The sequence below is a fragment of the Pontibacillus salipaludis genome, assembly GCF_014642405.1.
Lineage (GTDB): Bacteria > Bacillota > Bacilli > Bacillales > BH030062 > Pontibacillus > Pontibacillus salipaludis.
In genome coordinates, this window is record NZ_BMIN01000004.1 from 174,238 (window position 1) to 200,379 (window position 26,142).

The 26,142-nt window shown below is 39.8% G+C and carries 30 protein-coding genes; 12 read left to right on the forward strand and 18 right to left on the reverse strand.

The features are described from left to right. Positions 1-4: 4 nt before the first annotated feature. The 4 genes from IEW76_RS06535 to crcB (IEW76_RS06550) are packed head-to-tail and all read left to right on the forward strand — an operon-like array spanning position 5 to position 2,057. Entirely contained in the window at positions 5-856 is an 852-nt protein-coding gene (locus IEW76_RS06535; RefSeq protein ID WP_188652051.1) for a metal ABC transporter permease, read from the forward strand. Further along, positions 853-1,260, forward strand: coding sequence for a Fur family transcriptional regulator (locus IEW76_RS06540; RefSeq protein WP_188652053.1), 408 nt, complete (start codon positions 853-855; stop codon positions 1,258-1,260). Before IEW76_RS06535 ends, IEW76_RS06540 begins: the two co-directional genes overlap by 4 nt. A gap of 60 nt (positions 1,261-1,320) precedes the next feature. Beyond that, a complete protein-coding gene (gene crcB, locus IEW76_RS06545) occupies positions 1,321-1,704 on the forward strand; it encodes a fluoride efflux transporter CrcB (RefSeq protein ID WP_188652055.1) in 384 nt (127 codons plus the stop codon). Next, positions 1,701-2,057: a fluoride efflux transporter CrcB gene (gene crcB, locus IEW76_RS06550; RefSeq protein WP_229721145.1), complete on the forward strand. Its 357-nt coding sequence runs from the start codon at positions 1,701-1,703 to the stop codon at positions 2,055-2,057. Before crcB (IEW76_RS06545) ends, crcB (IEW76_RS06550) begins: the two co-directional genes overlap by 4 nt. A 50-nt stretch (positions 2,058-2,107) precedes the next feature. Here the strand turns inward: crcB (IEW76_RS06550) and IEW76_RS06555 are convergent, their stop codons facing one another. The 6 genes from IEW76_RS06555 to IEW76_RS06580 all read right to left on the reverse strand — a co-directional run bounded on the left by IEW76_RS06555 (position 2,108) and on the right by IEW76_RS06580 (position 5,655). Beyond that, positions 2,108-2,377, reverse strand: a complete 270-nt coding sequence (locus IEW76_RS06555; protein WP_188652057.1) for a glutaredoxin family protein — start codon at positions 2,375-2,377, stop codon at positions 2,108-2,110. A gap of 230 nt (positions 2,378-2,607) precedes the next feature. Then, on the reverse strand, positions 2,608-3,378 hold the full coding sequence (locus IEW76_RS06560) for an STAS domain-containing protein (protein WP_188652059.1): 771 nt from the start codon (positions 3,376-3,378) through the stop codon (positions 2,608-2,610). Further along, positions 3,350-3,997 (reverse strand): cobalamin B12-binding domain-containing protein, encoded by a 648-nt coding sequence (locus tag IEW76_RS06565; RefSeq protein WP_188652061.1) that lies wholly within the window; start codon positions 3,995-3,997, stop codon positions 3,350-3,352. The genes IEW76_RS06560 and IEW76_RS06565 overlap by 29 nt, the downstream gene beginning before the upstream one ends. A gap of 11 nt (positions 3,998-4,008) precedes the next feature. Beyond that, a complete protein-coding gene (locus IEW76_RS06570; RefSeq protein ID WP_188652063.1) occupies positions 4,009-4,368 on the reverse strand; it encodes a hypothetical protein in 360 nt (119 codons plus the stop codon). Next, a complete protein-coding gene (locus IEW76_RS06575) occupies positions 4,365-4,670 on the reverse strand; it encodes an antibiotic biosynthesis monooxygenase family protein (protein WP_036782451.1) in 306 nt (101 codons plus the stop codon). The genes IEW76_RS06570 and IEW76_RS06575 overlap by 4 nt, the downstream gene beginning before the upstream one ends. Before the next feature lie 181 nt (positions 4,671-4,851). Next, positions 4,852-5,655 (reverse strand): VLRF1 family aeRF1-type release factor, encoded by an 804-nt coding sequence (locus IEW76_RS06580; protein ID WP_188652065.1) that lies wholly within the window; start codon positions 5,653-5,655, stop codon positions 4,852-4,854. Positions 5,656-5,832: 177 nt separating this feature from the next. On the opposite strand from IEW76_RS06580, the gene IEW76_RS06585 reads away from it, so the two are divergent. Then, on the forward strand, positions 5,833-6,018 hold the full coding sequence (locus IEW76_RS06585) for a YqaE/Pmp3 family membrane protein (protein WP_188652067.1): 186 nt from the start codon (positions 5,833-5,835) through the stop codon (positions 6,016-6,018). Between the two features lie 49 nt (positions 6,019-6,067). Here the strand turns inward: IEW76_RS06585 and IEW76_RS06590 are convergent, their stop codons facing one another. From IEW76_RS06590 to IEW76_RS06600, 3 genes are all read right to left on the reverse strand, one after another. Next, on the reverse strand, positions 6,068-6,958 hold the full coding sequence (locus IEW76_RS06590; protein WP_188652069.1) for a glycine betaine ABC transporter substrate-binding protein: 891 nt from the start codon (positions 6,956-6,958) through the stop codon (positions 6,068-6,070). Positions 6,959-7,205: 247 nt separating this feature from the next. Continuing rightward, the gene (locus IEW76_RS06595) at positions 7,206-7,916 is read right to left on the reverse strand and encodes a GntR family transcriptional regulator (protein ID WP_188652071.1); all 711 of its coding nucleotides are present in this window, start codon (positions 7,914-7,916) and stop codon (positions 7,206-7,208) included. A 105-nt stretch (positions 7,917-8,021) separates the two neighbouring features. Beyond that, a complete protein-coding gene (locus IEW76_RS06600; protein ID WP_188652073.1) occupies positions 8,022-8,261 on the reverse strand; it encodes a hypothetical protein in 240 nt (79 codons plus the stop codon). Between the two features lie 147 nt (positions 8,262-8,408). Between IEW76_RS06600 and IEW76_RS06605 the strand changes: the two genes are divergently transcribed. After that, on the forward strand, positions 8,409-8,954 hold the full coding sequence (locus IEW76_RS06605; RefSeq protein ID WP_188652075.1) for a PadR family transcriptional regulator: 546 nt from the start codon (positions 8,409-8,411) through the stop codon (positions 8,952-8,954). 92 nt (positions 8,955-9,046) lie between these two features. On the opposite strand, the gene IEW76_RS06610 is transcribed toward IEW76_RS06605, so the two are convergent. Then, entirely contained in the window at positions 9,047-10,327 is a 1,281-nt protein-coding gene (locus tag IEW76_RS06610) for a PucR family transcriptional regulator (RefSeq protein WP_188652077.1), read from the reverse strand. 222 nt (positions 10,328-10,549) lie between these two features. On the opposite strand from IEW76_RS06610, the gene IEW76_RS06615 reads away from it, so the two are divergent. Then, entirely contained in the window at positions 10,550-10,966 is a 417-nt protein-coding gene (locus IEW76_RS06615; RefSeq protein ID WP_188652079.1) for a VOC family protein, read from the forward strand. Between the two features lie 42 nt (positions 10,967-11,008). Here the strand turns inward: IEW76_RS06615 and pruA are convergent, their stop codons facing one another. Together pruA and IEW76_RS06625 are read right to left on the reverse strand one after the other, a co-directional pair. After that, complete coding sequence (gene pruA, locus IEW76_RS06620; protein ID WP_188652081.1) at positions 11,009-12,556, reverse strand: L-glutamate gamma-semialdehyde dehydrogenase; 1,548 nt, start codon at positions 12,554-12,556, stop codon at positions 11,009-11,011. Positions 12,557-12,599: 43 nt separating this feature from the next. Then, positions 12,600-13,517: a proline dehydrogenase family protein gene (locus IEW76_RS06625; protein WP_308422053.1), complete on the reverse strand. Its 918-nt coding sequence runs from the start codon at positions 13,515-13,517 to the stop codon at positions 12,600-12,602. A 1,181-nt stretch (positions 13,518-14,698) separates the two neighbouring features. Here IEW76_RS06625 and spxA point away from each other — a divergent pair. Beyond that, complete coding sequence (gene spxA, locus IEW76_RS06630; RefSeq protein ID WP_188652083.1) at positions 14,699-15,094, forward strand: transcriptional regulator SpxA; 396 nt, start codon at positions 14,699-14,701, stop codon at positions 15,092-15,094. Positions 15,095-15,173: 79 nt separating this feature from the next. Here the strand turns inward: spxA and IEW76_RS06635 are convergent, their stop codons facing one another. From IEW76_RS06635 to IEW76_RS06645, 3 genes are read right to left on the reverse strand one after another with little or no spacing between them, the layout of a single operon-like run. Continuing rightward, on the reverse strand, positions 15,174-15,890 hold the full coding sequence (locus IEW76_RS06635; protein ID WP_188652085.1) for an amino acid ABC transporter ATP-binding protein: 717 nt from the start codon (positions 15,888-15,890) through the stop codon (positions 15,174-15,176). After that, positions 15,883-16,530, reverse strand: coding sequence for an amino acid ABC transporter permease (locus IEW76_RS06640; RefSeq protein WP_188652087.1), 648 nt, complete (start codon positions 16,528-16,530; stop codon positions 15,883-15,885). Before IEW76_RS06640 ends, IEW76_RS06635 begins: the two co-directional genes overlap by 8 nt. Before the next feature lie 18 nt (positions 16,531-16,548). Then, positions 16,549-17,340 carry a transporter substrate-binding domain-containing protein gene (locus tag IEW76_RS06645; RefSeq protein ID WP_188652089.1) on the reverse strand — a complete coding sequence of 264 codons (792 nt, stop codon included), beginning with the start codon at positions 17,338-17,340 and terminating at the stop codon, positions 16,549-16,551. A gap of 503 nt (positions 17,341-17,843) precedes the next feature. Here IEW76_RS06645 and IEW76_RS06650 point away from each other — a divergent pair. Then, complete coding sequence (locus IEW76_RS06650) at positions 17,844-19,547, forward strand: M3 family oligoendopeptidase (RefSeq protein WP_188652091.1); 1,704 nt, start codon at positions 17,844-17,846, stop codon at positions 19,545-19,547. A 50-nt stretch (positions 19,548-19,597) separates the two neighbouring features. On the opposite strand, the gene IEW76_RS06655 is transcribed toward IEW76_RS06650, so the two are convergent. Continuing rightward, positions 19,598-19,948: a VOC family protein gene (locus tag IEW76_RS06655; protein ID WP_188652093.1), complete on the reverse strand. Its 351-nt coding sequence runs from the start codon at positions 19,946-19,948 to the stop codon at positions 19,598-19,600. Positions 19,949-20,751: 803 nt separating this feature from the next. Between IEW76_RS06655 and IEW76_RS06660 the strand changes: the two genes are divergently transcribed. After that, on the forward strand, positions 20,752-21,384 hold the full coding sequence (locus IEW76_RS06660) for a LysE family translocator (protein WP_188652094.1): 633 nt from the start codon (positions 20,752-20,754) through the stop codon (positions 21,382-21,384). Positions 21,385-21,454: 70 nt separating this feature from the next. Next, positions 21,455-22,213, forward strand: coding sequence for a YqcI/YcgG family protein (locus IEW76_RS06665; protein ID WP_268235053.1), 759 nt, complete (start codon positions 21,455-21,457; stop codon positions 22,211-22,213). Between the two features lie 152 nt (positions 22,214-22,365). On the opposite strand, the gene IEW76_RS06670 is transcribed toward IEW76_RS06665, so the two are convergent. Then, positions 22,366-23,625, reverse strand: a complete 1,260-nt coding sequence (locus IEW76_RS06670) for an amino acid permease (RefSeq protein WP_188652299.1) — start codon at positions 23,623-23,625, stop codon at positions 22,366-22,368. A 174-nt stretch (positions 23,626-23,799) separates the two neighbouring features. Here IEW76_RS06670 and IEW76_RS06675 point away from each other — a divergent pair, with 174 nt between their 5' ends. Next, positions 23,800-24,744, forward strand: coding sequence for an arginine deiminase family protein (locus IEW76_RS06675; protein ID WP_188652096.1), 945 nt, complete (start codon positions 23,800-23,802; stop codon positions 24,742-24,744). A gap of 42 nt (positions 24,745-24,786) precedes the next feature. On the opposite strand, the gene IEW76_RS06680 is transcribed toward IEW76_RS06675, so the two are convergent. After that, positions 24,787-26,019, reverse strand: a complete 1,233-nt coding sequence (locus tag IEW76_RS06680) for a dicarboxylate/amino acid:cation symporter (RefSeq protein ID WP_188652098.1) — start codon at positions 26,017-26,019, stop codon at positions 24,787-24,789. Positions 26,020-26,142: the final 123 nt, after the last annotated feature.

Sequence of the window (26,142 nt, forward strand, 5' to 3'; positions counted from 1 at the left end):
CATTATGTTATCAAGCTTTTTACAATATGAATTTTTAAGAAATGCTCTTTACACTGGTTTACTAATCGGATTTATCGGCCCACTGCTTGGAACATTCGTTGTTGTAAGACGTCTATCTCTAATTGCAGACGCCCTTTCCCATGTCACATTATCTGGGATTGCATTTGGACTTATGCTTGATAAGAAGTTTGGGGTAGGCATTAGTCCTTTTTACGCTGGTATGAGTTTCTCTGTAATTGGATCAGTCTTTATCGAACAACTCCGCCGCGTTTATAAAGCTTACCAGGAATTAGCCATCCCCATTATTTTATCAGGTGGTGTCGGCCTTAGTGTAATCTTCATTTCTTTAGCAGACGGATTTAATACAGACTTATTTAATTATTTATTCGGTTCGGTAACAGCTGTTAGTCGACAGGATTTATGGACGATTCTAATCGTTGCGGTTCTTGTCACATCACTCATTGCCTTATTCTATAAAGAGCTTTTCATGCTCTCATTCGATGAAGAACATGCCGTTGTGTCTGGAATTCATGCTAGACGCATTCACTTCTTGTTTATTGTTTTGACCGCTCTTGTGATTGCTGCTTCTATCCGCATCGTAGGAGTATTGCTTGTATCAGCGCTTATGACTCTACCTGTTGCGGCTAGCATTCGAATTGCTCGCGGGTTCAAGCAAGCTATTCTTCTATCCATTGTCTTTGGTGAAGTTTCGGTGATTAGTGGTCTTATATTTGGCTATTATTTTGAAATCCCACCTGGAGGTACCATTGTAGTAACATCGATCTTGATCTTGTTAGTAACGATTTTTGTGAAGCAAGTTATTCAACGTACGCGCACTAAGAGGGTGAAAACGTGAATTTACATCGAGCACTTAAAGAATTAAAAGAAAAAGGTCATAAGTATACAGACAAGCGCGAAGATCTGTTACGCTTTTTCTATGAGCATAACGGCTATAGAACTGCACGTGATGTGAAAATTATGATGGAAGATAAGTACCCTGGTATTAGCTTCGATACCATTTACCGAAATTTACATTTATTTGTAGACCTGGGCTTGTTAGAAGTAACGGAATTAGAAGGTGAGAAGCACTTTCGTATGAAGTGTGAGTCAAAGCATCATCATCACTTTATCTGTCTTGATTGTGGAAAAACGAAAGAAATTCATACTTGTCCGATGCAGCAAGTCTCCGGAGAACTACAAGACTATTCTGTAGAAAACCATAAATTTGAAATCTACGGAAAATGTCCTGCATGTAAATAATGTACAGAAGGGGCCACTTCCTTCCCCTTCTCTTCCAATAAGGGAGTGACCAGCGAAATAATGTATGTGTACCTTGCTATATTTGTAGGTGGAGCGCTTGGAGCCTCAGGTCGATTTATGATTTCTTTATGGATTGAAGAAAATTCTGTATTTCCATATGAAACGCTCCTTGTCAATCTTATCGGCTGCTTTATACTCACCTATCTAAGTACTCATCCAACGTTAATGAAAGGTATTCCTTCTGCTATCAAAGTAGGAATTAGTACAGGAGTAATAGGAGCTTTCACCACCTTCTCAACGTTTTCAACGGAAACAGTTCAACTTTGGATCGATACCTCACAAACACTTGCACTCCTGTATGTGGTAGCTAGCCTTGCTGGAGGGTTGGTATTAAGCTGGCTCGGTTTTTTCACGGCTAATAACCGAAAGGGGCATGCGAAATGATGGTTGCCTTCGTAGCAATTGGCGGAGGACTTGGAGCTATTGCCCGATTCCTTGTGAGTGAAATAATGAATCCTAAAGGATCTATACCCTATGGAACTTGGATTGCAAATATCGTCGGTTCTTTACTATTAGGCGGATTAGTGGTACTCAGAACGAAGCATGTTCTTCCAGAATTCTTGTGGCAAATAGCAGGTGTGGGATTTTGCGGAGCTTTTACTACCTTTTCTACTTTTGGTAAAGAGACAATTATCCTTATTCAAAAGAACCAATTGAAAGAAGCGCTAATCTATGTAGCTTCTAGCCTTCTTATCAGTATTAGCCTTGTTTGGATCATATTTGCTCTATTCTTGTAATGCTAAAAAGCGCCCTTTCCTAATAAGCTCTGTTAGGAAAGGGCGTTTTTTTATTGAATGACTCGCTTTATATTGGACTTATTTGTTACATATCCTGAAAATACAGCCCGCTTCTTTTTACCAAATATACTTCTTTGGTCGACAACAATTGCTGGAGTAATCGTGGTCCCTGTGAGTCCAAGTAATTCACTCTCAAGATCATGAGAGCGACTTATATCAATCTCATGGTAAGGGATCTGATCTCTAGATAAGTACTTTTTTAAGGATTGGCTATCTTCACAACCTGACCGAGTATAAATGTAAATCGCTTTGTTCCCCATGGAATTCCCTCCTTTTTTGCCAGTATATGAACCTACCAAAAGCTACATGAAGCAAATCGTTTTGAGTATGAGGTATAGTGGAAACTCCATTATTGGGTGTCGGTCGCGTCGATCTAGATTGTTTACCATTCTATTTCCATTCCAATAGAATAGTAAAACCTATTTATTCCATTTTATTCTAGAAAACAATATAAATAAGCCTTTTTTCTTAGATAGAAAAAAGGCTTTGGTTATGCACCAAATCGATTAAGCGCTTCTTGTAATGAAGTAACAAAGGATAAATTAAACCGGATTTTTAAGTGATGCAACCGTTGAGCTTGTATAGGTTTTACACCTACAATCACGATTTCTTTTCCCATGTAAAGCAGACTAGTGAAGATGTCTTTTAAGACGTAGACACCTTCTTGGTGCATTTCACCTACTGCTGTAAAATCAAATAACAAACAATCCGACTCATGTGTATGAGCATTTAGGAGAATTTGATCTTTAATCGTTAAAAGTTTTTCTTCTGATATGTCACCAAATAAAGGGATTAAGGACGTTTCATCAGTGAGTTGGATAAACGGAGCGGATAGTTTATTATTCTGCTGAATGGCATCCTCAAGTTTTTCCTTTTCTTCCAACAATTCAAAATTCGTTTCATTTAATCGAGTTTGTAATCGATCTAACATTTTTGTTACGTGCTGATTCTGTCCTTCTTTAGGGAAAATCATTATTTCTGCTTGTAAATCATTATTCCATTTAACATAAAGGTCAACAAGTACAACTTGTTTAGAAGCTGTAATCATATTAATCTCTACTTTAGACTTAGGCTGAGAAGGAATAACCCACTCTTTTACTTTGGTATGACTGCCTTCCTCTATGATTTCCCATAAAGAAGGAGTCAGATGAAACATCTCACTCGCTTCTTGTGTATATTCAAGAATCGTGTATTTTTTGTTTATGGTTAGACAGGGAGCTGGAAATTGATTGTTAACTTGTCGCATTAATGTCTTCTTCATTCCCCTCTATCCATGCTTCTAACTGGTGTAAGTCCTTCACTATAAGAACTCGATCTGAAGCAAATGAGCGTAAATCGTACTCTTTCGCCATTCTCCCCCCTATTAACACAGTTGGGGACCACTCGAGTCGAGCCAGATGTTCAATAACATCTTTCAAGACAGGAAGGCGGTATGACAAAGCTGCAGATACTCCAATAACATCAGGTTTATATCGGTTCACCTGAGTAAGCGCGTGATCTAATGGCAAGTTAGGGCCAAGGTATCTTACATCCCATCCATATTCTCTGAATGTAGAAGCGACCATCTTTAAGCCTAGATAATGTTGCTCCTCTTCGATTCCGAATAATAGCGCTTTACTCGCGTTTTTTTCCACCTTACGTTTTTCCATACTATCCAATTGTGACAACACAAAATCACATACCGCTGTAGCTAAGTGCTCATCAGCAACTGAAATCTCGTTTCGTTCCCAAAGAGCACCTATATGGTACATAGTTGGAGTAAGGAATTGTTCATACAAATGAAGACGATTAGGAGTTGGCCCCATCTGAGACAAATAATGAATGGCATCATCTTCATTTCCTTCAAGAAACAACTTTGCTAGCTTAGAAAAATCGTCCATCTCCTCACCCTTTACTCATTCGTAGCTTTTAATAATTCAATACCACTTGTTAAATAAGACTGATATGCCTTACTTTCTTCTTGATCCTCAAGTTCATCCAAATGTCGGTACAAACGTTCGTAATTATCTACAATCAACTCTGTACCCACGTTACGGCTCGTTAACACCGTTTGTAGCCACTTGGTATAATCCATAAAAAACTGTGCATCTCCCATATTATATGTTGTGGAAAGATGGTCTAAATGGTGATAATTATCTTCTATTGTACGCTTTCGCCCATTTTCACCAAAGCGTTCCCACAAGAAGGGATACGCAGCATAAATTTCATGAACGATTTGGTCAACGATTTTCTCCTTCTCTGAAGCCTTCATTCTGCCACCACTTTAAATTTCTTAACTTTTGGAGGGATATTCGCAAGTGCTTTGTCAGGATAATTTTTCTCGAGCTCGTGTATCTTTTGAAATTCCTCACTTGTAGCCCACTTCATATAATGAGCCTTCGATTCCCATTCCATATGAACTGTTAATTCACCAGGCTTCTTGTCGTTTTGAAGTAGCTGAAAAGAGCGAAAACCTTCCCATTGATCAACGCTTCTTGAACGGTTTTGATAGATTTCAATTAATTCATCTGCTTTTTCCTCAGGGACAACTACAGTAGAGTCAACGATATACATTTCATTCTCCTTAAAGCTCAATTTTTAATTATTATTTTATCATATTTTCGAGATTTATTTAAGAAACGTGCTGGTTCCTAATATTAGAAAACACGATCTAACAGGATATCTTTTAGGTTTTTCATTATGTATAAAACAAGAAAAAACTCTGCAACTCAATGCTGCAGAGTTCCCTCCTTTTTTATAAAACTACTTCGTTAAGAACTTGTGTTTCTTCATGTTCTAATAGGTTCTTTGGAACATGCTCATCAATTGGTTTATTCATATGAGCTTGAATCTCATCTGTTTCATCTTGGTTCCCGACTAGATAAATACGTTGCCATTGGCCATCTTTAGCTAATTTGTCTAGCGTTGGGGCAAGACTTTTGTACCAACGTTGTTGGTTCGCACGATATCGGTCCTCAAACTTCTCTTTACCTGGGTTCTTACCGCCTGATCCCATAGAGGCTTGAGCCTGGTGTGGACCAGTGTGTAAGCGCCAGTCTTCTGTGTTAAGGTCTAGTTGATAATACTTAACATCATCTACAGCTCCTAATTCTGCTTCAATAACTTTTACATCATTTTGCTGAACTAGCACTACGCCTGTTTTAGGAAATTCATTGTTTAGTTCTTTTAGCTGATCCAATACAGGTGCTTCTTCCCAGAAAAATTCTGTTTTTACTGGCATCTGAATTGGTTGAGCGTGCCAAAGTTGGCCATCCGTTGACGCGAATACAATTAAGCTTTTAGAAAGATTTCGCTCATAATCTGTTACATAAGTCTCCAACTGCTCTTTTAGTTCGCGGAAGTTTTTCAATTCCTCTTTATCTCCGCTCTCTTGAAGATAGTGTTCAAAATTATTCATTCCATTTTTGAAATGGATTTTCCATTCGCCGCCTTGTTGATCTTGGTCGGCTAAGTCTGTATTTAAGTACATTGTTAGTACTCGGTGAGGTTTTTCTGTGTAGAAATTCTCTAGTTTCTTTAAGTCTTTTTGTAATGTCATAATTCAACTTCACTCCTTATCGGGCTACTTAAGTTTCTGCGTACTATTTATGTAACCGTAAAGAAGAATGTTAAAACCTATAAAATTACAAGTTCTAATCTCACTGGTTAGATTAACTTTGTGGATAGCGGGTAATATACATATAAATTGCAAGACATTCCATCAGGAGGGTGAATCATGTTATACCTACTAGCTATTCTATTGCCGCCAGTTGCGGTGCTATTAGTTGGCAAACCTTTTCAAGCAATTATTAACCTATTACTAACAATACTTGGCGTTATACCAGGTGCCATACATGCTGTCCTCGTCGTAAAAGATCACAAGGATGACAAGCGTGCTCAGAAATATGGCACAGTTGTATAAACACAAAAAAGGACTTTCCGTGATGGAAAGTCCTTTTTTTATAAGCTTCTTATTTACCTAACCATTCATTGATAAGGTCTTCATTTTCATCTACCCATTTCTGAGCACCCTCAGCAGGAGCTTCAGCTTCTTTCACCATGTTCATTAAGCTTCCTAATTGTTCGTCATTCATCTTCCACGTATTAATGTACTCTGTCACTTCAGGATAGTCTTCTGAGAAACCTTGACGAGACATCCAGCTGATGTTCTCTTCATCCCCATAAACATTTTTAGGGTCTTCTAAGAATTTCACATCATATTCTGCGAATACCCAATGAGGCTTCCAAAGCGTTACAAGAATCGGTTCTTCTTTACGAATAGACTCTCCAAGTTGAGTCGTCATTGCTGGACCAGAAGAAGCTGCAGTAGAATAATCTAAATCGTACTCTTTAATAACATCTTCAGTTAAGCCCATAAGACTTGAACCTGCATCAATTCCGTAAATTTTTCCATCTTCAAACATTTCTTTGTTCTCATTCAACTCTTCAATACTATTTAGATCTACATAACTAGGCACAGCAAGTCCTAAAATCGTACCATCAAACCAAGTTTCGTCTTTATGGAAATCTACATCGTTTTTGTAATCTTCATAGAATGGCTTATCCGTATTTGGTAACCATACCTCTAAAGAAAGGTCCAAATCATCTGATTTCAAAGCTTGGTATAAAGGACCTTTTTCCGTCATATTTAAATTAACTGTATAACCTTCATCTTCTAAAATGACTTTCCACATGTTTGATACAGCCACGTTTTCTGCCCAGTTGTTTAGACCAAGCTCAATTGTTTTATTCGATTCTTCAGATTCCTCTCCAGAACCAGAACTAGAACTATCTCCACACCCGGCCAGAACAAGTAACATTCCGATAAAAAGCGCCGGTAGGATTCTTTTTAATGCTTTCATGCGTCTATTCCCCCAAGTTTATTTTAATAGATTACTAGATATGCATGCGGATATTATGTAAAAAATCATACATGTTCGTATAACCACAAAACTTATACTAACATGTCGCCAAGATGATCCGCAAGTATTATCCATTCTCTTCCTTTCTACATCCTTATGAATCTTATTTAGACTTAACAGAAAACCAAAAGCACTAGAGGAACTAAAACAACTAATAAAAAAACACTTTAGCTTGATGACTAAAGTGTTATCCTCTGGTTTCTACAGTAAAATCAAAGTAAGATGGCAAGTATTTGGTTCTACAATATTCAAGAGGAGACTGATCGATTCCGAGTGTAATTCTTGTCAAGTCAACTAAAGGATCCCCCGTTACTATACCTAAGAAGTCAGCTTCATATGTATTCGCCAGAGAAGCTGATACATAATCTTTAGAATAACTCGCAATCACCCCTATTTCTTCTAAATGGGAGTGGAAATCAAATACCAATAAATCCTCATCTGTAAGTGTATCAACAATGTGCTCTGGAACGAATAATTGTTGAAAGGCAATGGGGATCCCATCCGCTAAACGGAGTCGCTCGTACATATAGACCGACTGCTCTTCTGTTAAACCTAACATCTTCTTCGCATAGTCCATTTTCTTACCATGGACAGTTCTTATTAAATGAACACTAAACTCGGAGCCTTTTTCTCTTTGAATCACTCCTGGGTTTTTCACATGATCCGTTGGTTTTTTCTTAACAGTAGTGGATTTTCCTCGTTTTGTTTCAAGTATTCCTTCCTGAGCTAACTGACTTATCGCTTGTCGAATAGTAGAGCGACTTACTTGATGCTGTTGCATCAGCTGATTCTCTGATGGAATCTTTTCTCCAGGTTTCCAGCTTTGGCTTTTAATATTTTCAATAATACTGTGCTTTACTTGAAGATAGTAAGGAACTCTATTTTGCCGCTGCGTCATCTTGATCCCTCCCTCACTAATATAATCGGAAGATCTATTATACCTAAAAAAGGACTTAACCTGAATAGATTAAGTCCTTTTTATCATTCGTTTCGATTTGCTTCTTTATACTTTTTCAACAATGTATGCTTTTTTATTACGGAAATACTTCTCCCCATCTTCAGAGGAATGCTCAAAGAATCCTGCGAATTCACCAGTTACCTTATATTCCCGTTCTGGTTCTGTGAATAGTTGATTCTCATTAGTTGATAAGAGTACAGCATCTGTCGTTGTCACAAAGCTATCTAACTCCTGTGCAGAATAGTTTTCACCTTGGACAAGTTCACTTAATCGTTTTTCAGCCATTCTTTTTCCTCCTTTATGTTTATTACTAGTACTCTCATTCCCTCTTATTTGGTAATGATAAACATCTGTAGCACATGCTTCCGTTTCTCCTTTTAGCAATGTAGCGTATAATAAAGCTAGGAAGTTGAGTAAAGGGAGATGTAGACTGTGGCTATACGATATGCCCTTCTCGGATTGTTGACTAAAGGTCCGCATTCAGGCTATGACTTACATAGCATATTTAAGACACAGCACATTTATTTTTGGAATTCCACACACTCTCAGGTGTACCAAGAATTAAATAAGATGCGTGATGAGGAGCTCGTCACCTATGAAACGATCGTCCAAGAAGGAAGTCCGAACAAGAAACTATATACGATTACCCATAAAGGGGAAAAACGCTTAATTGAATGGATGATGGAAGAAGCTATCAAACCTGCCAAGATTAAAGATGAATTTCTTCTTCGCGTTTCTGCTTTTCAAGCGATCTCTGTAGAAGAAGCCATCACACTATTAGAAAGAATACTAGCGAGAGAAAAAGCCATACTCGCCGGCACGTCTCAATGGCAGCTAGAGTATTACGGTGAACATACTCACCCAAGTTACCTTGAAATCGGTAGCTATTTAACTTCAGAATTTGGGAAAAGATATGCAAAAATGTATGTGGAATGGTGCGAATGGGCGTTAGAATTACTAGAATCCTACCGCGTATGATTCATGTCATAACCTAGGTAATTTAACTACTCCTGTCCCCTGACCTGGTTCACTAGACCATAAAAAAGCGGATGCTTATTTGCATCCGCTTTTTATTCTTTCAAATGAACCGAAATGGCTTCCTGATATCGTTTATAATAACCAGGAACATTATTCAAAAGAAGCAATTCGCTGTATAAATAGCTTTTCATATTGAAATCTTGGAGATCAATATTTGTCAAATCGAGTATTTGTTTCAATCGATAGTTTAACGTATTCGGGTGAATAAACAGTTCTGCTGCTGTTTGCTTCGCTTTCCCATTATTGGCTAAGTATACTTCGAGGGTCTGTAAGAGATTTGTCTGTCCTTCGGTATCTTTTTTCATTAATACCAGAAGGTCTTCACTGAAATAATCTTCAGAACTATTTTTCTCATAAAGAGTAGCCAAGTACCGGTATACTCCTAACTTAGCAAATTCTCTTGGCATGGTTTCTGGCCTAGGTTCGATAAAGTTAGCCGTTTCAATGACCTCTAGTGCTTCTAAGAAACTCTTCCTGACGTCAATTAACTTCGTATACTCTTTTCCAAGTCCGATCATGAAGTAATAGAAAGAGTCCCCATCCAAAGACTGTTTCACTTCTTCAATAAACGCTCTTCCAGTATCAGTGGCACTCAGTGGATCACTCGCCCTCCCATGGACAAACATTACAATTTGAAACTCCGTTTTTAAGAACTGGATATCTTGTCGCAAAGGAGAGTGAATAACTAAATCTTTCAACGTTCCTAATAAATGATTGTGTTGGGGATCAGTGATGGAGAAGATTAATACCGCACACCTCTCAGGTAAACGTAGCTTCACTTGTTTCGAATCATGTCTGAATTGCGTTTCGCTACCATACTCGTGATGGATAAGTTTCCACAACAATTCGTCTTTACGCCCTTCCTTTACATTCACGCGTGAATAAGCATCGTAAATCAGTTTTCCGATATGTGAGGTAATTTCCTCTAAAAACACGAGGTCTTCTTCTTTTAATAAAGACGTCGATTCTTGTACCCAAATGTATCCCATCGTGTGACCTAAATGTTTTGCTGCAATTACAATTCGCTGGTAAAAGCCAAGCTCCTCAATCGGTTCTATGCGAATAGGCTCTGGTTTACTTTCTACTTTTTGTACGATTCCCTCTTTCTTCAAACGATCAATAATAAAAACAGGACATTTCTTAGACAAAATCGTCTTCTGTTGAGTTTGATCAAATTCTTCAAATGAAGAACTATATGCGATTAATTCAAAGTTTTTACTTTCAACAATGACTGGTTTATCAAGCTTTGAGCTAATAAACTCCGTCGCTTTATGTATATCCTCTGTTTGGAAAATGAGCTCCTTTTGATCCATAGTTCATCCCTTACCTTTCAAAGCGGTGTCGAACAAGAAAACCTAATGTTCATTATAGCGACTTTTCTTGTAAAAGGGAAAGGCAATGTTGCAGAGTATTATTAGTCTTTTTAATATTCAGTTTACATTCTCTGATACATTAGTTAAATAAAGACACTCTATAAACTGTAGTTAACGACAATATGATACAATGAGTCCACTAATGAGACGAGGAGAATAAATATGGAGAAACATTTGGATCATATCGGCGTAGCCGTTCGAAACATAGAAGAAAGTATTCATTTTTACGAAAATGTGTTAGGTGCAACGATGATTGACCGTTACCGTAGTGAGGCAACCGGAGTTGAAAGTGAGATCGCCATAATGGATGTAAATGGATTTCGTACTGAGCTGTTAATGCCAACGAATAATACAACTTCACCTATTGCTCGGTTCATCAAACAAAAAGGAAAAGGCGTCCACCATGTGGCTTATCAAGTAGATGACCTGGACGAAGCGATGAAAGAATTAGAAGAAAAAGGCATACGTATATTAGAAGGAAGCTTGCGTACGAACAAGCATGGAAGAAGATTAATTTACGTAAATCCGGCGGATACAGAAGGAACAATTGTGGAGTATTGCGACTATCCAAACCAATAAAGACAAAAAAGCTTCTCACCTAGGTGAGAAGCTTTTGCTTTATTAATACATTTCGGAAATTGTTTTAGCTTGCATGTGGAGAGCGATATAATCTGGTCCGCCCGCTTTAGAGTCAGTACCAGACATTTTGAATCCACCGAATGGCTGATAACCAACAATGGCACCAGTACAGTTACGGTTAAAGTACAGGTTACCCACATGGAAGTCGCGAGCTGCGATTTCTAAGTGCTGACGGTTATCAGAGATTACCGCACCTGTTAAGCCATATTCTGTATTGTTCGCAATCTCAATAGCTTCATCGAAATCTTTCGCTTTTGTAAAGCAAACAACTGGTCCAAAGATCTCCTCTTGTTGCATGCGAGAATTAGGCGCAAGGTCTGCGAATATCGTTGGTTCAATAAAGTAACCTTTGGAATCATCGCCTTTACCACCAGTCATCAGACGACCTTCTTCTTTTCCTACTTCCATATAGGACATAATCTTGTCATATGCAGATTGGTCTACAACTGGCCCCATGTATACGTTCGATTCAGCTGCATTCCCTACAGAAAGTTCCTTCGTCCGAGCTACAACACGCTCTAGCACTTCATCGTATACATCTTGATGCACAACAGCACGGGAACCAGAAGAACATTTCTGTCCTGAGAACCCAAATGCTGAAACAACGATCGCTTCTACAGCTGTGTCAATATTTGCTTCTTTATCGACAACAACAGTGTCTTTACCGCCCATTTCAGCAATAACCTGCTTCAGATGGTTTTGACCATTTTGACGTACAGATGCCTTCTCCATAATACGAAGACCAACGTCACGAGAACCTGTGAAGGAAATTAGAGCAGTCTTTGGATGTTCAATAAGATAATCGCCAACTTCGCCACCGCTTCCTGGTACAAAGTTAAGAACACCTTTAGGAAGTCCTGCTTCTTCTAAAATTTCAACAAATTTCGCCGCGATTACCGGGCTATTACTAGCTGGTTTCATAACCACTGTGTTACCTGCTACAAGAGGCGCTACAGTCGTACCAGCCATAATGGCTAGCGCTAAGTTCCACGGCGGGATGACTACGGTTACACCAATAGGTTGGTACACATAGCGATTACGTTCGCCTGGACGGCTTTCAACGTGCTTACCTTTATCGATTTCTAGCATTTGTCGTGCATAATATTCAAGAAAGTCAATCGCTTCTGCTGTATCTGCGTCCGCTTCTTTCCAAGGCTTACCTACTTCATAAACGAGATAAGCGGAAAGCTCATGCTTACGTCGGCGCATGATCGCAGAGGCACGAAGTAAAAGCCCCGCACGTGCTTCAGCAGACCATTTTCTCCAAGATTCAAAGGAGTTAGAAGCAGCTTGCATCGCCTTTTCAGCAAGCTCCTGAGTGGCCTTTGATACACGTCCAACAACTTGGTCTGTATTAGCAGGGTTTGTGGAAACGATGTGATCGTCCGTTAAGATGCGTTCTCCGTCCACAAGTAAATGGTGGTCCTGGCCAAGCTGACCTTTTACCTGCTGCAAAGCATCCTCAAAAGCCTTCTTATTTTCTTTAACTGTGAAATCTGTGAATGGTTCGTGTTTGTACGGTTGTACCATCAATCATTTCCCCTTCCTCTTCATTATTTAAGCAGTAGCTAATTTATTTACTAAAGAGCCCTTTCACCGCAAAAGCGATGTTCGCCGGGCGCTCTGCTAACCTTCTCATGAAATACCCATACCAGTCTTCTCCATAAGGGAGATAGACCCGAACTTTGTATCCTTCCTGCAAAAGATCGAGTTGCATTTGATTTCTCATGCCATAAAGCATCTGAAATTCAAATTGATCTTTTGGAATATTGTTCTTCTCAACAAAATCCTTTGTAAAGTCAATCATAGCCTCATCATGTGAGGCAATCGCTGTGTAATTTCCATTTAACAAATGCTTGGCAATTAACTTTTTCAAGTTATCATCTACCATCGATTTTTCCGTGAAGGCTACTTTTCCAGATTCCTTGTAAGCACCTTTCACAAGACGCAAGTATGCGTTATAGTCGCTTAATTCCTCAACGTCCTGGTTCGAACGGAATAGATACGATTGAATGACAGTACCAAGATTGTCGTAGTCTTTCTTGAAGTGTTTATACAACTCAAGCGTCTTCTCTGTACGAGATGAATCCTCCATATCGATTGTTACAACCACATCATATTGTTTCGCTGCCTCTAATATGCGTGTCATATTTTCATGGACAAGTTCATGGCTGATATCAAGACCAAGGGAGGTCAATTTTAAACTTAGCTGCGTATTCAACTGATGATTATGAATAGCCTGGATCGTACTTATGCATTCTTCGGCACGCTCTCTTGCTTCTGACTCTGAGTTAACGTATTCACCGAGATGATCCACCGTTACGTGCAGCCCCTGACTATTCAACTGTTGGATTAATGGAATGGCCTGGTCAAACGACTCTCCCCCCACAATCTTATCCGCTCCCAAACGAGGCCCCCATTTCTTGGCCATTTTGTCGAGTACTGAACTATTGGATAATAATAAGAAGAAATTCTTACTTAACGCTTCCACGACCACCACACCCCTTCATCGTTGATGTAACGATTTCTTTAGATTAAAGAGATACATTTATTGTGCTAAATGTTTTTCTATTAAGAAAATTATAACTTTTATAGTAGCTATACCACAACGTGCCCATGCCACAAACTTCAGCCAAAAATTTTGTGGTTTATACACAACCGCCACTGAAAGCGCTTCATCACCTATGATGTGTACCCCGATTCACCATAGATAAACATAAGTTTCCAAATTATCCAGACAAACCTCAAACCGGCTCTTTCTCAGATATGAGCAGTAATCATGAAGACTCGAAGCTGAGACACTTTAATATGTTTGGGGTCGTTATGATAATGAGTGCTAGGGGCTTCTGGGGAACGACTCGCTTTCCGCGGGGGGCCCACACGATGTGGGGTCGTTCGACGTTGTCACAGGTCGTGACGGTTTTAGTCGAACTTCTCCTTTCTTTCAGAGCCTCCTCCCTCACTTCGTTCGCTCCGGGGTCTCGTCTCCCTCTTTCTCCCGCAGGAGTCTCCCCGTTCCCCAGAACCCCCTTGCCAGAAGTAGTAGAACGCCCCAGCTGCTTGAACATTGCTGATGCCTAATTGAAACTACTTTTAGCTTGTTTCCGTTTCTCCCAATATTGAAAAGGTGGGCCTGGAAACTGCGAGACTCCCGTGGGCAGAAGAGCCTAGGTGAGACCCCGGAGACCGGCTTTGCCGGTTGAGGAGGCTCACCAGCTCCCCACAGGAAAGCGAGTGGTTTCTAGGCCCACCTTACGCTCAATAAAAGTTAACGGAAACATTCTCTCAACTTCTACTTTTCCATATAAGGGGGCTTATCAGGAAAAGTAGAATATTGGATCATGATTAATAAATTAACTATCTCAAATTAAAGATATTTATGTTACAATCAAATCATGGCGAAAACAGCCGGGTGTGCCATTGATGCATACATTTATCAAATAACGGGTATTGGACAAGCATATGCAAGGAAAATAACCTATGACTTTATCATACTTTCACATCAATAGGTGAGGAATGAATTCCCTCATATTTGGGAGAATTATCATTTTGCCCAGTTCCATACCAAGTGGTATACTAGGGAATGTAAGTTAGCTTACATCGTCCCTAATTCATACGATGTAAAGTGAAAAAGTAAGGTAACATTCAAATGACCATTAGGAGGTTCATTGCATGATTACACTTTATTTATCTCCAAGTTGTACATCTTGCCGTAAAGCGAAAGCGTGGTTTGAGGAACATAACTTAGAGTACACAGAACGCAACATTTTCTCTGAACCTTTATCTGCAGACGAAGTTAAAGAAATCGTTCGTATGACAGAAGACGGGACGAAAGAAATTATTTCTGAACGTTCAAAGGTCTTTAAAGAGTTAGATGTAGATTTAGATGATCTAACAATGCGTGAACTATATGAGCTAATCGAGCAGAACCCAAGCATTTTGAAGCGTCCGATTATGCTTGATGAGAAGCGTCTGCAAGTTGGCTTTAACGAAGATGAAATTCGTAGTTTCCTTCCACGAAAAGTTCGCACATATCAGCTTGAAGAAGCATTACAAAGCGCTAACTAATCCCTCGGATTGTTTCCGACTTTGTATTGGATAACATGAAAAAGCCCTCTATATTTAATATAGAGGGCTTTACTTATGATTATAAGACTTTCTGTAAGAAAGACTGCGCTCTTTCAGTTGAAGGAGTGTTAAAGAATTGAAGAGGCGTTGTTTCTTCGACTACCGCCCCCTGGTCAAGGAAGATAATTCGATCAGCTACTTCACGCGCAAAAGCCATTTCGTGTGTCACAATAACCATTGTCATACCTGTGCTCGCAAGTTGCTTCATAACATCCAAGACTTCTTTTACCATCTCTGGGTCGAGCGCTGAAGTAGGCTCATCAAAGAGCATGATCTCAGGATGCATAGCAAGTGCCCTTGCAATAGCGACTCTTTGTTTTTGGCCACCCGACAATTGATTTGGGTAACTAGTTGCTTTATCTGATAATCCGACTGTTTCAAGCAGCTTCATAGCATTCTCTTCAGCCTCTTCCTTACTCGTCCCATGTGTTTCCATAGGAGCAAATGTGATATTCTGAAGCACGGTCATATGAGGAAATAGATGAAAATGCTGAAAGACCATTCCCGTTTTCTCACGAATTTGAGTCACGTTTTGTTCATTGAGTTGTGTCCCATCGATATAGACTTGACCTTCTGATGGTTGTTCTAATCCATTTAAACAACGAAGAAACGTTGATTTACCTGAACCAGATGGTCCAATTACTGCAACTACTTCCTTCTTATTAATCTCTGTCGTTATATTATTTAGAACAGGCGTCTTCTTGAATGTTTTAGATAATTGATTCACTTTAATCACTGTAACTCAACCTTCTTTCTACTCTGGATCCGTACATTTCTAGCACCCGTACCATAAGGAAATATAAGATTAACGGAATTGTTAAGGCTCCAATATAGTTGTATGTGTCCGCTGCAACAATTTGCCCTCTGCGCATGATATCTGATACACCAATAACTGAAATAACAGCCGACTCTTTCAGTAACATAATCCCTTCATTCATTAAAGCAGGTAAAATGTGTTTTATGGCCTGTGGCAAAATGATCTTCCTCATTGCCTTGAAATATGGGATGTTGAGAGCTTTAGCCGCTTCAAATTGACCCTTATCCACGGATTGAATACCAGCTCTGATGATTTCAGAAATATAGGCAGCAGAGTTTAATGAAAATGCGATTACTCCTGCCACGAACGGCTCAATGTTCCAAGGTGTTACTTGGGGAATGACGTAATAAATATAGACAAGTTGCAGGATAAGAGGTGTCCCTCTGAAGAAAGCTGTATAAGCACCTGCGATTTTTCCTAATGCTTTACTTTTTCCAAGTTTCGCAAGAGCCACTCCGATTCCTAGTATGAATCCTATAACTCCAGATAATAATACGAATTTTAATGTTATGAGAATCCCCTCTAAAATAAAGGGGATTGACGGGATGATCTCTTCCATATCGGTCCACTCCTTGCCTTATTCGGACTTTCCTCCGTTTTCAAACCATTTCTTAATTAGTTCATCCATCTTACCGCTTTCTTTCATGTTCTCTATTTCTTTATTAAATTCTTCAACTAGCTCACTATCTTCAGGGAAGGCTGCCGCAGAACCTTTTGAAGTGTTTGGATCAAGAATGAATTGAGTTAGCTTTTCATTTTTTTCTAAATACCCACTTGTGACGCTATCTTCAATAATGGCTGCGTCTATACGCCCTGTCTTTAACTCTTCTACAAGTTGAGGAATTAAGTCGCGTTGAATGACCTCAATACCTTCGTATTCTTCTTGAAGCTCTTTGGCCTTACCTTCTTGGATTGATCCAAGTTGTACACCAATTTTCTTTCCTTCTAGATCACTTATTTCTTCTATTGATGTATCTTCCATCGAAACTACCGCATTATGCGCTTCGTAATAAATATCTGAGAAATCCACTTGCTTTTCACGTTTTTCATTTGGAGACATTCCAGCAAATACAAAATCTACTTTGTTACTATTTAGAGCTGCAATCAATCCGCTAAAATCCATATTCTCAATCTTCAATTCATAACCTAGTTCCTCTGTGATGTGTTTGGCTATATCAATATCAAACCCTACAATTTCATCACTGTTTGCTGTATCAATAAATTCAAATGGTTTATAGTCAGCCGACGTTCCCATAACTAATGTTTTCTTCCCATCTTCTCCTTCACCATTTGCTGATTCAGAACTGCCACACGCTGCAAGTACAACCATCGTTGCCATAATTGATAATATAAGTGCAAATTTCTTCATTTTTGGCTTCCCCCTGTTAATGTATCTTTATTAGCTATAATGTATAATAACACACAAAACCATGAAGTAAATACCCTTTTTATAAATTTTTATACAAAAAGATGCATCCTTCATACATGAGAATTTGTGTATGGCAACATTCAACTACTTAACAGAAAGCGCTTAACATGCTGTTATAGAGGCAAATATGCGGTCAACTTCTACCAAAGAAAGGCTAGCTTCTATATTGACTCTATTAATATTAGAATCAATTTTTTATTCACTCCATATAAGCCCCCTTATATGGCATGTTTCCGTTACACCATATATGTCAGAGGTGGTTCGGGAAATTGCGAGATTCTTGCGGCAGTAGAAGCCTATCTAGTTCCGGCGCGGAAAGCGAGTGATTTTCCCAACCACCTCACGCTTAATTAAAGCATATGGAAACATTCTCTAGTCTATATTTTTGGAATTTTCTGTTTCATGATAAAATGCAGTAGGAGCTACTAAAGGAGGAACCGAGAATGTCGACTTTTTATCAAGAACGCTATGATTTTTCAAAACCAGAAACGATCGAGTCTGAATTAAATAGACTCGTCCAACAACCCATCGATTCAGTAGAGAAATTAGAATCGTGGATACTCACTCAAGCCCAAGTCTTTGATGCGATTGATGAGGGACTTAGAGGTCACTACATTGATTTTCAATGTCACAGTGATAGCCCTGAAGCGAAACGGGCTATTGAACGGGACCAGGAGAAGATTGAACCCCTCATTAAAAAATACCGAGCCTTACTAGACCAAAAATTCGTTGATTCTCCTCACAAAGAGGAACTAGATCCTGCTACATACGGTAGATTTATAAAGATGAAGGAAAATGCATTGGAATTATTCCGAGAAGAAAACATTGCTATTGAAGTCGAAGAAGACCGATTAACGAATCAATACTTTGAAATTACCGGAAGCATTACAGTGAAATGGCACGGGGAAGAAAAGACACTTAGTCAAATGAGCCCATATTTACAAGATCCGAATAGAGACATCAGGAAAAAAGCTTTCACGCTTATGAACGAAGCAAGACTACAGCATAAGGATCAATTGCAATCCATTATGGATCAGCTTATTTCACTACGAGAGAAAAAAGCAAAAAACGCGGATTTAAACACGTTCACTGAGTATATGTTTAAAGAATATGAGCGATTCGATTACACTCCTGAAGATTGTAAAGAATTAGCGAGATCAATTCAGGAGCATGTTGTTCCTTTAAAGAATGAATTAATGAATAAGGAAAAAGAACGCCTCAAAGTCGATACGTTGAAACCTTGGGATTTAAACGCATCACCTTCAGGCCAGAACCCTCTTAAACCTTTTCATACGACTGACGAGCTCATAAACAAATCTTCATCGATCTTCACGAAGCTCGATGCATCATTTGCCCATTTACTAACCGACATGCACCAAAAAGGAACGCTTGACCTTGATACACGTAAGGGGAAAGCACCAGGTGGATTTTGTGACTTCCTTCCATTATCCGGAGTATCATTTATCTTTATGAATGCTGATACGTCCCATGACGATATGATTACCCTTCTCCATGAAATGGGACATTGCATTCACAATAGCCGAAGTCAGGAGATCCAACTCCCTTCTTATCGTGAAGCTCCAATGGAAAGTGCTGAGCTTGCAAGTATGACGATGGAACTTCTAACAATGGATTATTGGGATCACTTCTATGATGATAAAGAAGAACTATTACGTGCAAAGCGCGAACAGTTAGAAGGGATTATCCACTTCCTTCCTGGGGGCATCGTTATCGATCAATTCCAACATTGGTTGTACGAGAATCCTAACCACACCGCAAAAGAGCGTAACGAAAAGTTTAAAGAATTGAAACAATCGTTTGGTGGGCAGCAAGTAGACTGGTCAGAGAACGAAGAGATACTTGAGAATACTTGGCAGAAAGTCCTTCATATATTTGAAGTTCCGTTCTACTATGTGGAATATGTTATTGCTCAACTTGGCGCTGTTCAAATGTATAAACAGTACAAAGAGAATCCAAAACAAACACTTGAAAACTACAAGTACGCTTTATCACTCGGGAATACGAAATCATTAAACGAAGTATATAAAGCAGCTGGCATCTCATTTGATTTCTCAGCAGAGATGATTCAAGAGTTAATGGCATTTGTGAGTGATGAACTAAAAGCGTTAGAGACTTCATACTCATAAGACAAGCAAAGACCAAAGCCCATTCTTCTTACAGAATGGGCTTTCTAACTTTACGATGAAATAGCTGAAATGATTGTTACCGACATCCCGTTCGGAGCTTGTAATGAATAAATCTTCTCCCCATGCTCCTCAATAGGCCCGTGAACCTCTACCCCTTGTTCTTTTGCGAAAGATGCAAATTCATCCGCTTCATCCACAACAATTTGGAGCATTGTTAAAGCATTCATACACTCATTTTTATGCCAAAACTCAAGCCAGCTCTCCCCTGCCTTAAAAATTCCCCCGCGGTAGTCCTCAGTATCACTCCACGAATTCTCCATGCCTAATTTATGTTGAAAAAAACCCACCATCTCATCACTTTTTTCCGATACATCCACATACCGAAACCCTAGTACCTTCATGCAGGACCCACCCCTTCAGTTATAATAATTCCGCTCATTAAAGGTTATACTCCCCATTTATGCTGAATTGTAAAATAGGGATATTAACATATCTCTTCTAAGTAAAAGGCTTAGTTAATGTTTATTGTTTATTTTCATTTAATCCATATAAACCTCCATATATGGAAGGCTCGAGGTTGCTCAGCTAAAAGGGGCCGTTACGTTTATGAGTGCTTGGGCTTTCTCGGGGACAATTCGCTTTCCTGCGGGGAGCTAGGAAGCCCTACCTTTAAAGAGGTGAACGGCCCCGCAGATAGCAGCAGGTGGTCTGATCTCACCCTGCATGGCATGTTTTCGCTCATCCAAATATGGTAAAGGTGGGACTGGAAACTGCGAGACTCCCGTGGGCAGAAGAGCCAAGTCTAGTTCTGGCGTGGAGGACCTAGCGAGACAAGTCATCTTTTTTACAAAGGCTTAACGCCTTTTACAAAAAGCTGTCTTGTCCGTACGGTCCTAGGCACCACGCCTGCACTTTTCAATCTAGGTGAGACCCCGGAGGCCGGCGTGCCGGCTGAGGAGGCTCACCAGCTCCCCACAGGAAAGCGAGTAGTTTCCAGTCCCACCTTACACTCAATTAAAGCAAACGGAAACATTCTCTCAAATTCTAGTCTCCAAGATTACTACCCACATCTTAAACAAGCTTGATATAAAAATTAACAACATTACACTTTAACAGAGCTAAGTAAAAAAGAACCCCTTCAAAGGTATATCAGCGTCGCTCTGTCGAATATACTAGTACGAATAAGTGGACAAGGTGGGACATTATGAATATCTTCTTTAGTTACATATTACTCGGACTTTCTTTATCTGCACCTATGGGGCCGATCAATGCCGCTCAGTTAGATAAAGGAATTCGATTTGGTTTTTGGCATGCCTGGCTTGTGGGAGTTGGGGGCATGTTCGCAGATGGGATATTTATGTTGCTTATTTATTTTGGGGTGGCTCAATTCATTGATACGCCTCTTTTAAGAGCCTTTTTGTGGTCATTTGGTTTTTTTGTTCTTTGTTACACCGGAATTGAGAGTATTGTAAAATCAAAATCTCCTTCAGTAGAACGTCAGGAAACACGAGGGGAAACGCTTGGGAAGTCGTTTCGGACAGGCTTCTTAATGGCTATCTCTAACCCATTAAGCATTTTGTTCTGGCTTGGGATTTACGGTTCTATACTAGCTCAAACCACGGATCAATATGGTCCTTATCAACTGCTCCTTTACAGCCTTGGCATCTTTCTCGGCATTACGATCTGGGATATCACGATGGCGGGACTCGCGACAGGCACACGCCGGCTTGTGAGCTCAGGGGTTCAACGTGTTATATCTATACTATCTGGTGTTGTATTAATCGGATTCGGTCTTTACTTCGGAGTACAGGCGTTTCGTCTTATGTTTGGAGTATAGACAGACACCCATTCTCCCTCTCCTTAATAGGATAACCGTGTAAATCCTTAAGGAGAGGTTGTTTATAGAAGTGAATTTATATACAAAGAGCTGGATAGAGAGAAATAATCATGAGCTAGAAAGTTGGCAACAAGACGCCTATCTTGACTTCTCTTCAATGCTTTTGAACGAGAAAAAACCTTACCCCTGCGTCCCAGGAAAACAAGGGTTTGTGGGTGACATGTTACGCTTTGGTTTTGTTAAAGACATCACTTGTAAAGAAAGCGCTATTCATATTGCTAACCTGCTGAAAGAATACGGCCCCATTTCAAGAGAAACAGGAATGTATGCCTCACTCGTAATTCTATCTGATTCGAGAGATCTAGAACGTAACCGCACTTCCGTTGAAGAGTATGAAGAGATATTCTGGACACTTCTTAGCGATATACACAAAGTCGACGAAGCGCCTTGGCCCGAGGGCATTCCAAAAGACCCTCATCACACGGCTTGGGAATTTTGTTTTAACGGAGAACCCTATTTCGCGTTTTGCGCAACGCCTGCTCATACTTCTAGAAAAAGCAGACATTCCCCCTACTTTTTACTAGCTTTTCAACCGAGATGGGTTTTCGATCAAATTAATGCCTCTACGACTCTTGGGCAAAAGTTAAAGAAAGTGATTCGTAAACGTCTTGTAGATTACGATGAAATGGAAGCGCACCCGAGCCTGATGTGGTACGGCCAAGAAGAGAATTACGAATGGAAACAATACTTCCTCCGTGATGATGATACAACCCCATCACAATGCCCGTTTATGAGGATGAAGAACAAGCTAAAAAGCATACGCCATTAGCTACCTTTAAACCTGTCATGCTTGGTGGAAAGGGGGCTTTTACAGGACTACTGTCCTTTGTGTTGAGAACCAAGGATTTTTGTTCAGTTGTTCTCCCCCCTTTCCACCACTTATAGGTTCTTCTTGCGCTATTTCCTCATGAAACGCCTTCACTACCCTCGTCTTCTTTCCTTTAACCAAGTAGCACTTGCGATTAAAAATAAAAAGAGAAGGCTGACAAAGAAACCTTTTCTGCTAATAGGATCCCATAATGTGCCTGTAATAGCTCCTACTATAAGCACGTAAGAAAATATAAATAAAATCGTATCCTTTAACCCTTTGGCCATTAACTTTCTATACGAAAAAAGGATGAAAATCCACGTATACAAAAGCATAAGTCCAGCAGCGGTAGTCACATACTCAAATAACTTCCCTGGCAACAGTAATGCGATGATAATGGAGACAATCACCACGAGCGTTATCAACGTAAAAGCCGGAAGTGGCACATTCCACTTCCCCTCTTTTGCAAACAACTTGGGCGCATCTCCCTCTTCCGCTAGCGTAACGAGCATGGTTGTTACAGCATACAAAGATGCGACCATCGTTGAGAAGCCGGCTATAATAAGAACCCCATTAAACGCATGAGAAACAAACGGCAAATCGTAACGTGCAAGTGACGTTAAAAATGGACTTTCATCAGCATTAACAGATGATAATGGAGTGAGCTTTACGACTAAGAATATGGATAAGACATAGAGTCCCGTTAACGCGGCCAACATAATCTTCCCCGATTTTGGAGCATCTCCTGGATCTTTCATTTCCTTTGCCATCAACCCCATCACTTCAATCCCACCAAAAGCATAAAAGGCATAGACCAGCGCTCCCCATAAACCTATTGCACCGTTTGCAAAAAGAGACGTTTTCCCGGACCGATCCATCGGCTTCCCCATTTCAATCAGCCCAAACAAAGCAGCACCTGCTATAATGACAAACATTAAAATTGCGGCTACTTTCATGACTCCAAATATGTTTTCCATCTTTTCAACCTTCTCTACCCCAAGCAAAATGACGAAAAGGCCAAGTCCTGAAAAAACAGCTGAAAAAACCCATAATGGAATAGAAGGAAACCAGAACTGAGCAAAAATTCCAAGAGCCGTAAGCTGGCTCCCCATAATAAGCATTTCTGAAGACCAGTATACCCAGCCGTTACTAAATCCCGCCCAGTTCCCGTATGCTTGCTTTGCATATGTACGGAAAGAGCCCTTTTCAGGGTGATGAGCTGTCAACTTGGCCAAGGATTGAAATACAATATAGGTGGCCATACCAGCTAGAAGATAAGCCAATAAAACAGACCAACCTGCTTTCTGTATGCTAATACTTGCACCTAAAAAATACCCCGTACCTATGATACACCCAACCCCAATCAGTGACATTTGCCACCAGGTTAAATGCCCTTCCTTAGCTTCTTTACTCACATTTTCACCCCTTCCTCATACGGATTGTTTTAGTTTTAGATAAACAACTAAGAATATGTGTCTTAGGAATGAAATTAACTTTTAAGGCAATAGTAAAGAGCAGAAGAAACCACGTAATGGGAGGGACATCATATGGATATTACGACTAACTGCTGGAATGAGTACGACGAATTAAAGACCGTACTCGTTTGTTCACCTTCAGCATTGGACGTTCCAGACGCCCAAACAGCTACAGATGTGCAATGGGAAAAGCCTGTTGACCAAACGAAAGCACACGAGCACTTTCATAACCTTGTTCATGCTATGGAGAATCACGGCATTAACGTTTTGGACTATTCAAAGTATTTATCCCGCCAAGACGCATTACTTAGTCAGCAATTAATTAATCGATTCTTTGTTCGTGATCTAGCGTGTGTATTTGGTAACACCATCCTACCTGGTGAAGCTGGCACATCTATGAGAAGACCAGAGTACGTGCAGTCTCATTTCCTCTTCCTTGACTGGTTTGGTCCTGATCGCTTTAAAGTACAAGCTAATAACAAAGGAAATGCTTTAGAATATGGGGATGTCTTTATCTTGAATAAAGACGCCATACTCATTAATACTGGACTTCGCACTAGCTATGAAGCGATTCAAGCCTTAAAAGACCACATATTTAATGCTGGATTCTCTGAAATTGGAATCATTGATCTTCCGAGAAGACCAGATACTCTTCATCTAGACATGAATAGTAATGTAGCTGCTCAGGACGTATTCATTGCAAAAAGCTACATGAGGTATTTGCCGATCCAAGTGTTAACCGATAAACATTCTAGTTATCAAATGATGCAGGAATTCCTGAACCGGCACGGATATGATGTAGAGTGGACTAATGACGTTAAACATACGGTTGCTGATATTAATTTCCTTAACCTTGATCCGGAAACGATCCTGATTAGCACGAAAGCGAACAAAAAGATTCTCAAAAACCATCCAAAGTTAAAGAAGAAGAAGCTCGTTGAAATTGAGGTTGATGAATTAGAAAAAGGTGGCGGAGGAATAAGGTGTATGACGCTACCATTTGAAAGAAAGTCATAAAAAAGCCAGGCTCTCCTATAAAGAGAACCTGGCTTTAATTTCTTAAGCAGAGGCTTTACTTTCATGCTTCTTCTCCGTTTGATTAATAATAGATGTTCCTACTAGGTCGCCTGTTACGTTAAGTGCAGTCGCACCCATACCCACAAGAACATCAATGGAGGCTAGAACGGCTACAGCTTCCATCGGTAATCCAACTTGAGTGAACACAGTGGCAATCATCACTATACCAGCGCCTGGGACGCCTGCTGTACCAATTGATGCAAGAGTACCAATAATGACGATCATGAGCATGCTAGTGAATCCAAGCGTAGTATCCGTATAGTTTGCTGCAAAGACTGCTGATACAGCAATACGAATCGCAGCACCATCCATGTTAATGGTTGCTCCTAGAGGGAGACTGAAACCATAAAGGCTCTTTGATAATCCTAAACGGCTAGCCGCATTTAAGGTAACAGGTAACGTACCTGAACTACTTTGCGTAACAAACGCGGTAATCATTGGTGTTCGAGCCTGAGAGAAGAACTCTTTTGGACTCATCTTGAATACAACCATTAAGATCGTATAAAGGACAATTTGTACGAGAATAGCTACATACAATACAAGTACCATATTTCCAAGCGAGAGGATTGTATCGATCCCTTGGCTTCCGACTGTCTGAGCAATAATCGCAAAGATTCCAATTGGGATATACTGAAGAATCACATTCATAACCTTAAATGTTGCTTCATTCAATCCATTGAATAGCTTATACACATGCTCTCCAAGTTCACCATATTCATCTGAGTTACGAAGTGTTGAAATGGCAATACCAAAGACAAGTGAAGTAAATATGATACCCAGTAAGTTCATTTCAGAGAATGCTGTTACAATATTCGTTGGGACAATATTCAGTAACACACTAGCTATACCTGGGTGTTCATTAGCCTCGATGGTCTCATTTGTATCAACAGAAACCCCTGAACCAGGATCAAATAAACTTGCTACAAGCAGCCCGACTGTAATCGCTAACGCAGACGTCGCCACATAGTAAAGGAACATTTTCCCTCCCATGCGTCCTAAGTTGCTTGCACGCGTTTGGTTTACTCCTACAATTAATGTAAAGAATATGAGCGGAATGATGATAAATTGTAATAAACGCATTAATAAGTCACCGAGTGGTGACAATACAGATGTTTGTTCACCAAAGATCAAACCTACGATAATACCTATTATAAGTGCTACTGTTATCTTTAGAATTAGAGATGCGTTTACGTACCCTTTAAATAATCGACCCATAAGCTCCCTCCTCTTTCTATTTATTATTATTCCTATCATTTTAATCGGCTTTAACGGTTATTAAACTTACTAGATTTCTTCCGAATTGTCAAAGGTTTGTTTTTCCATGCCCTCGCATTTATT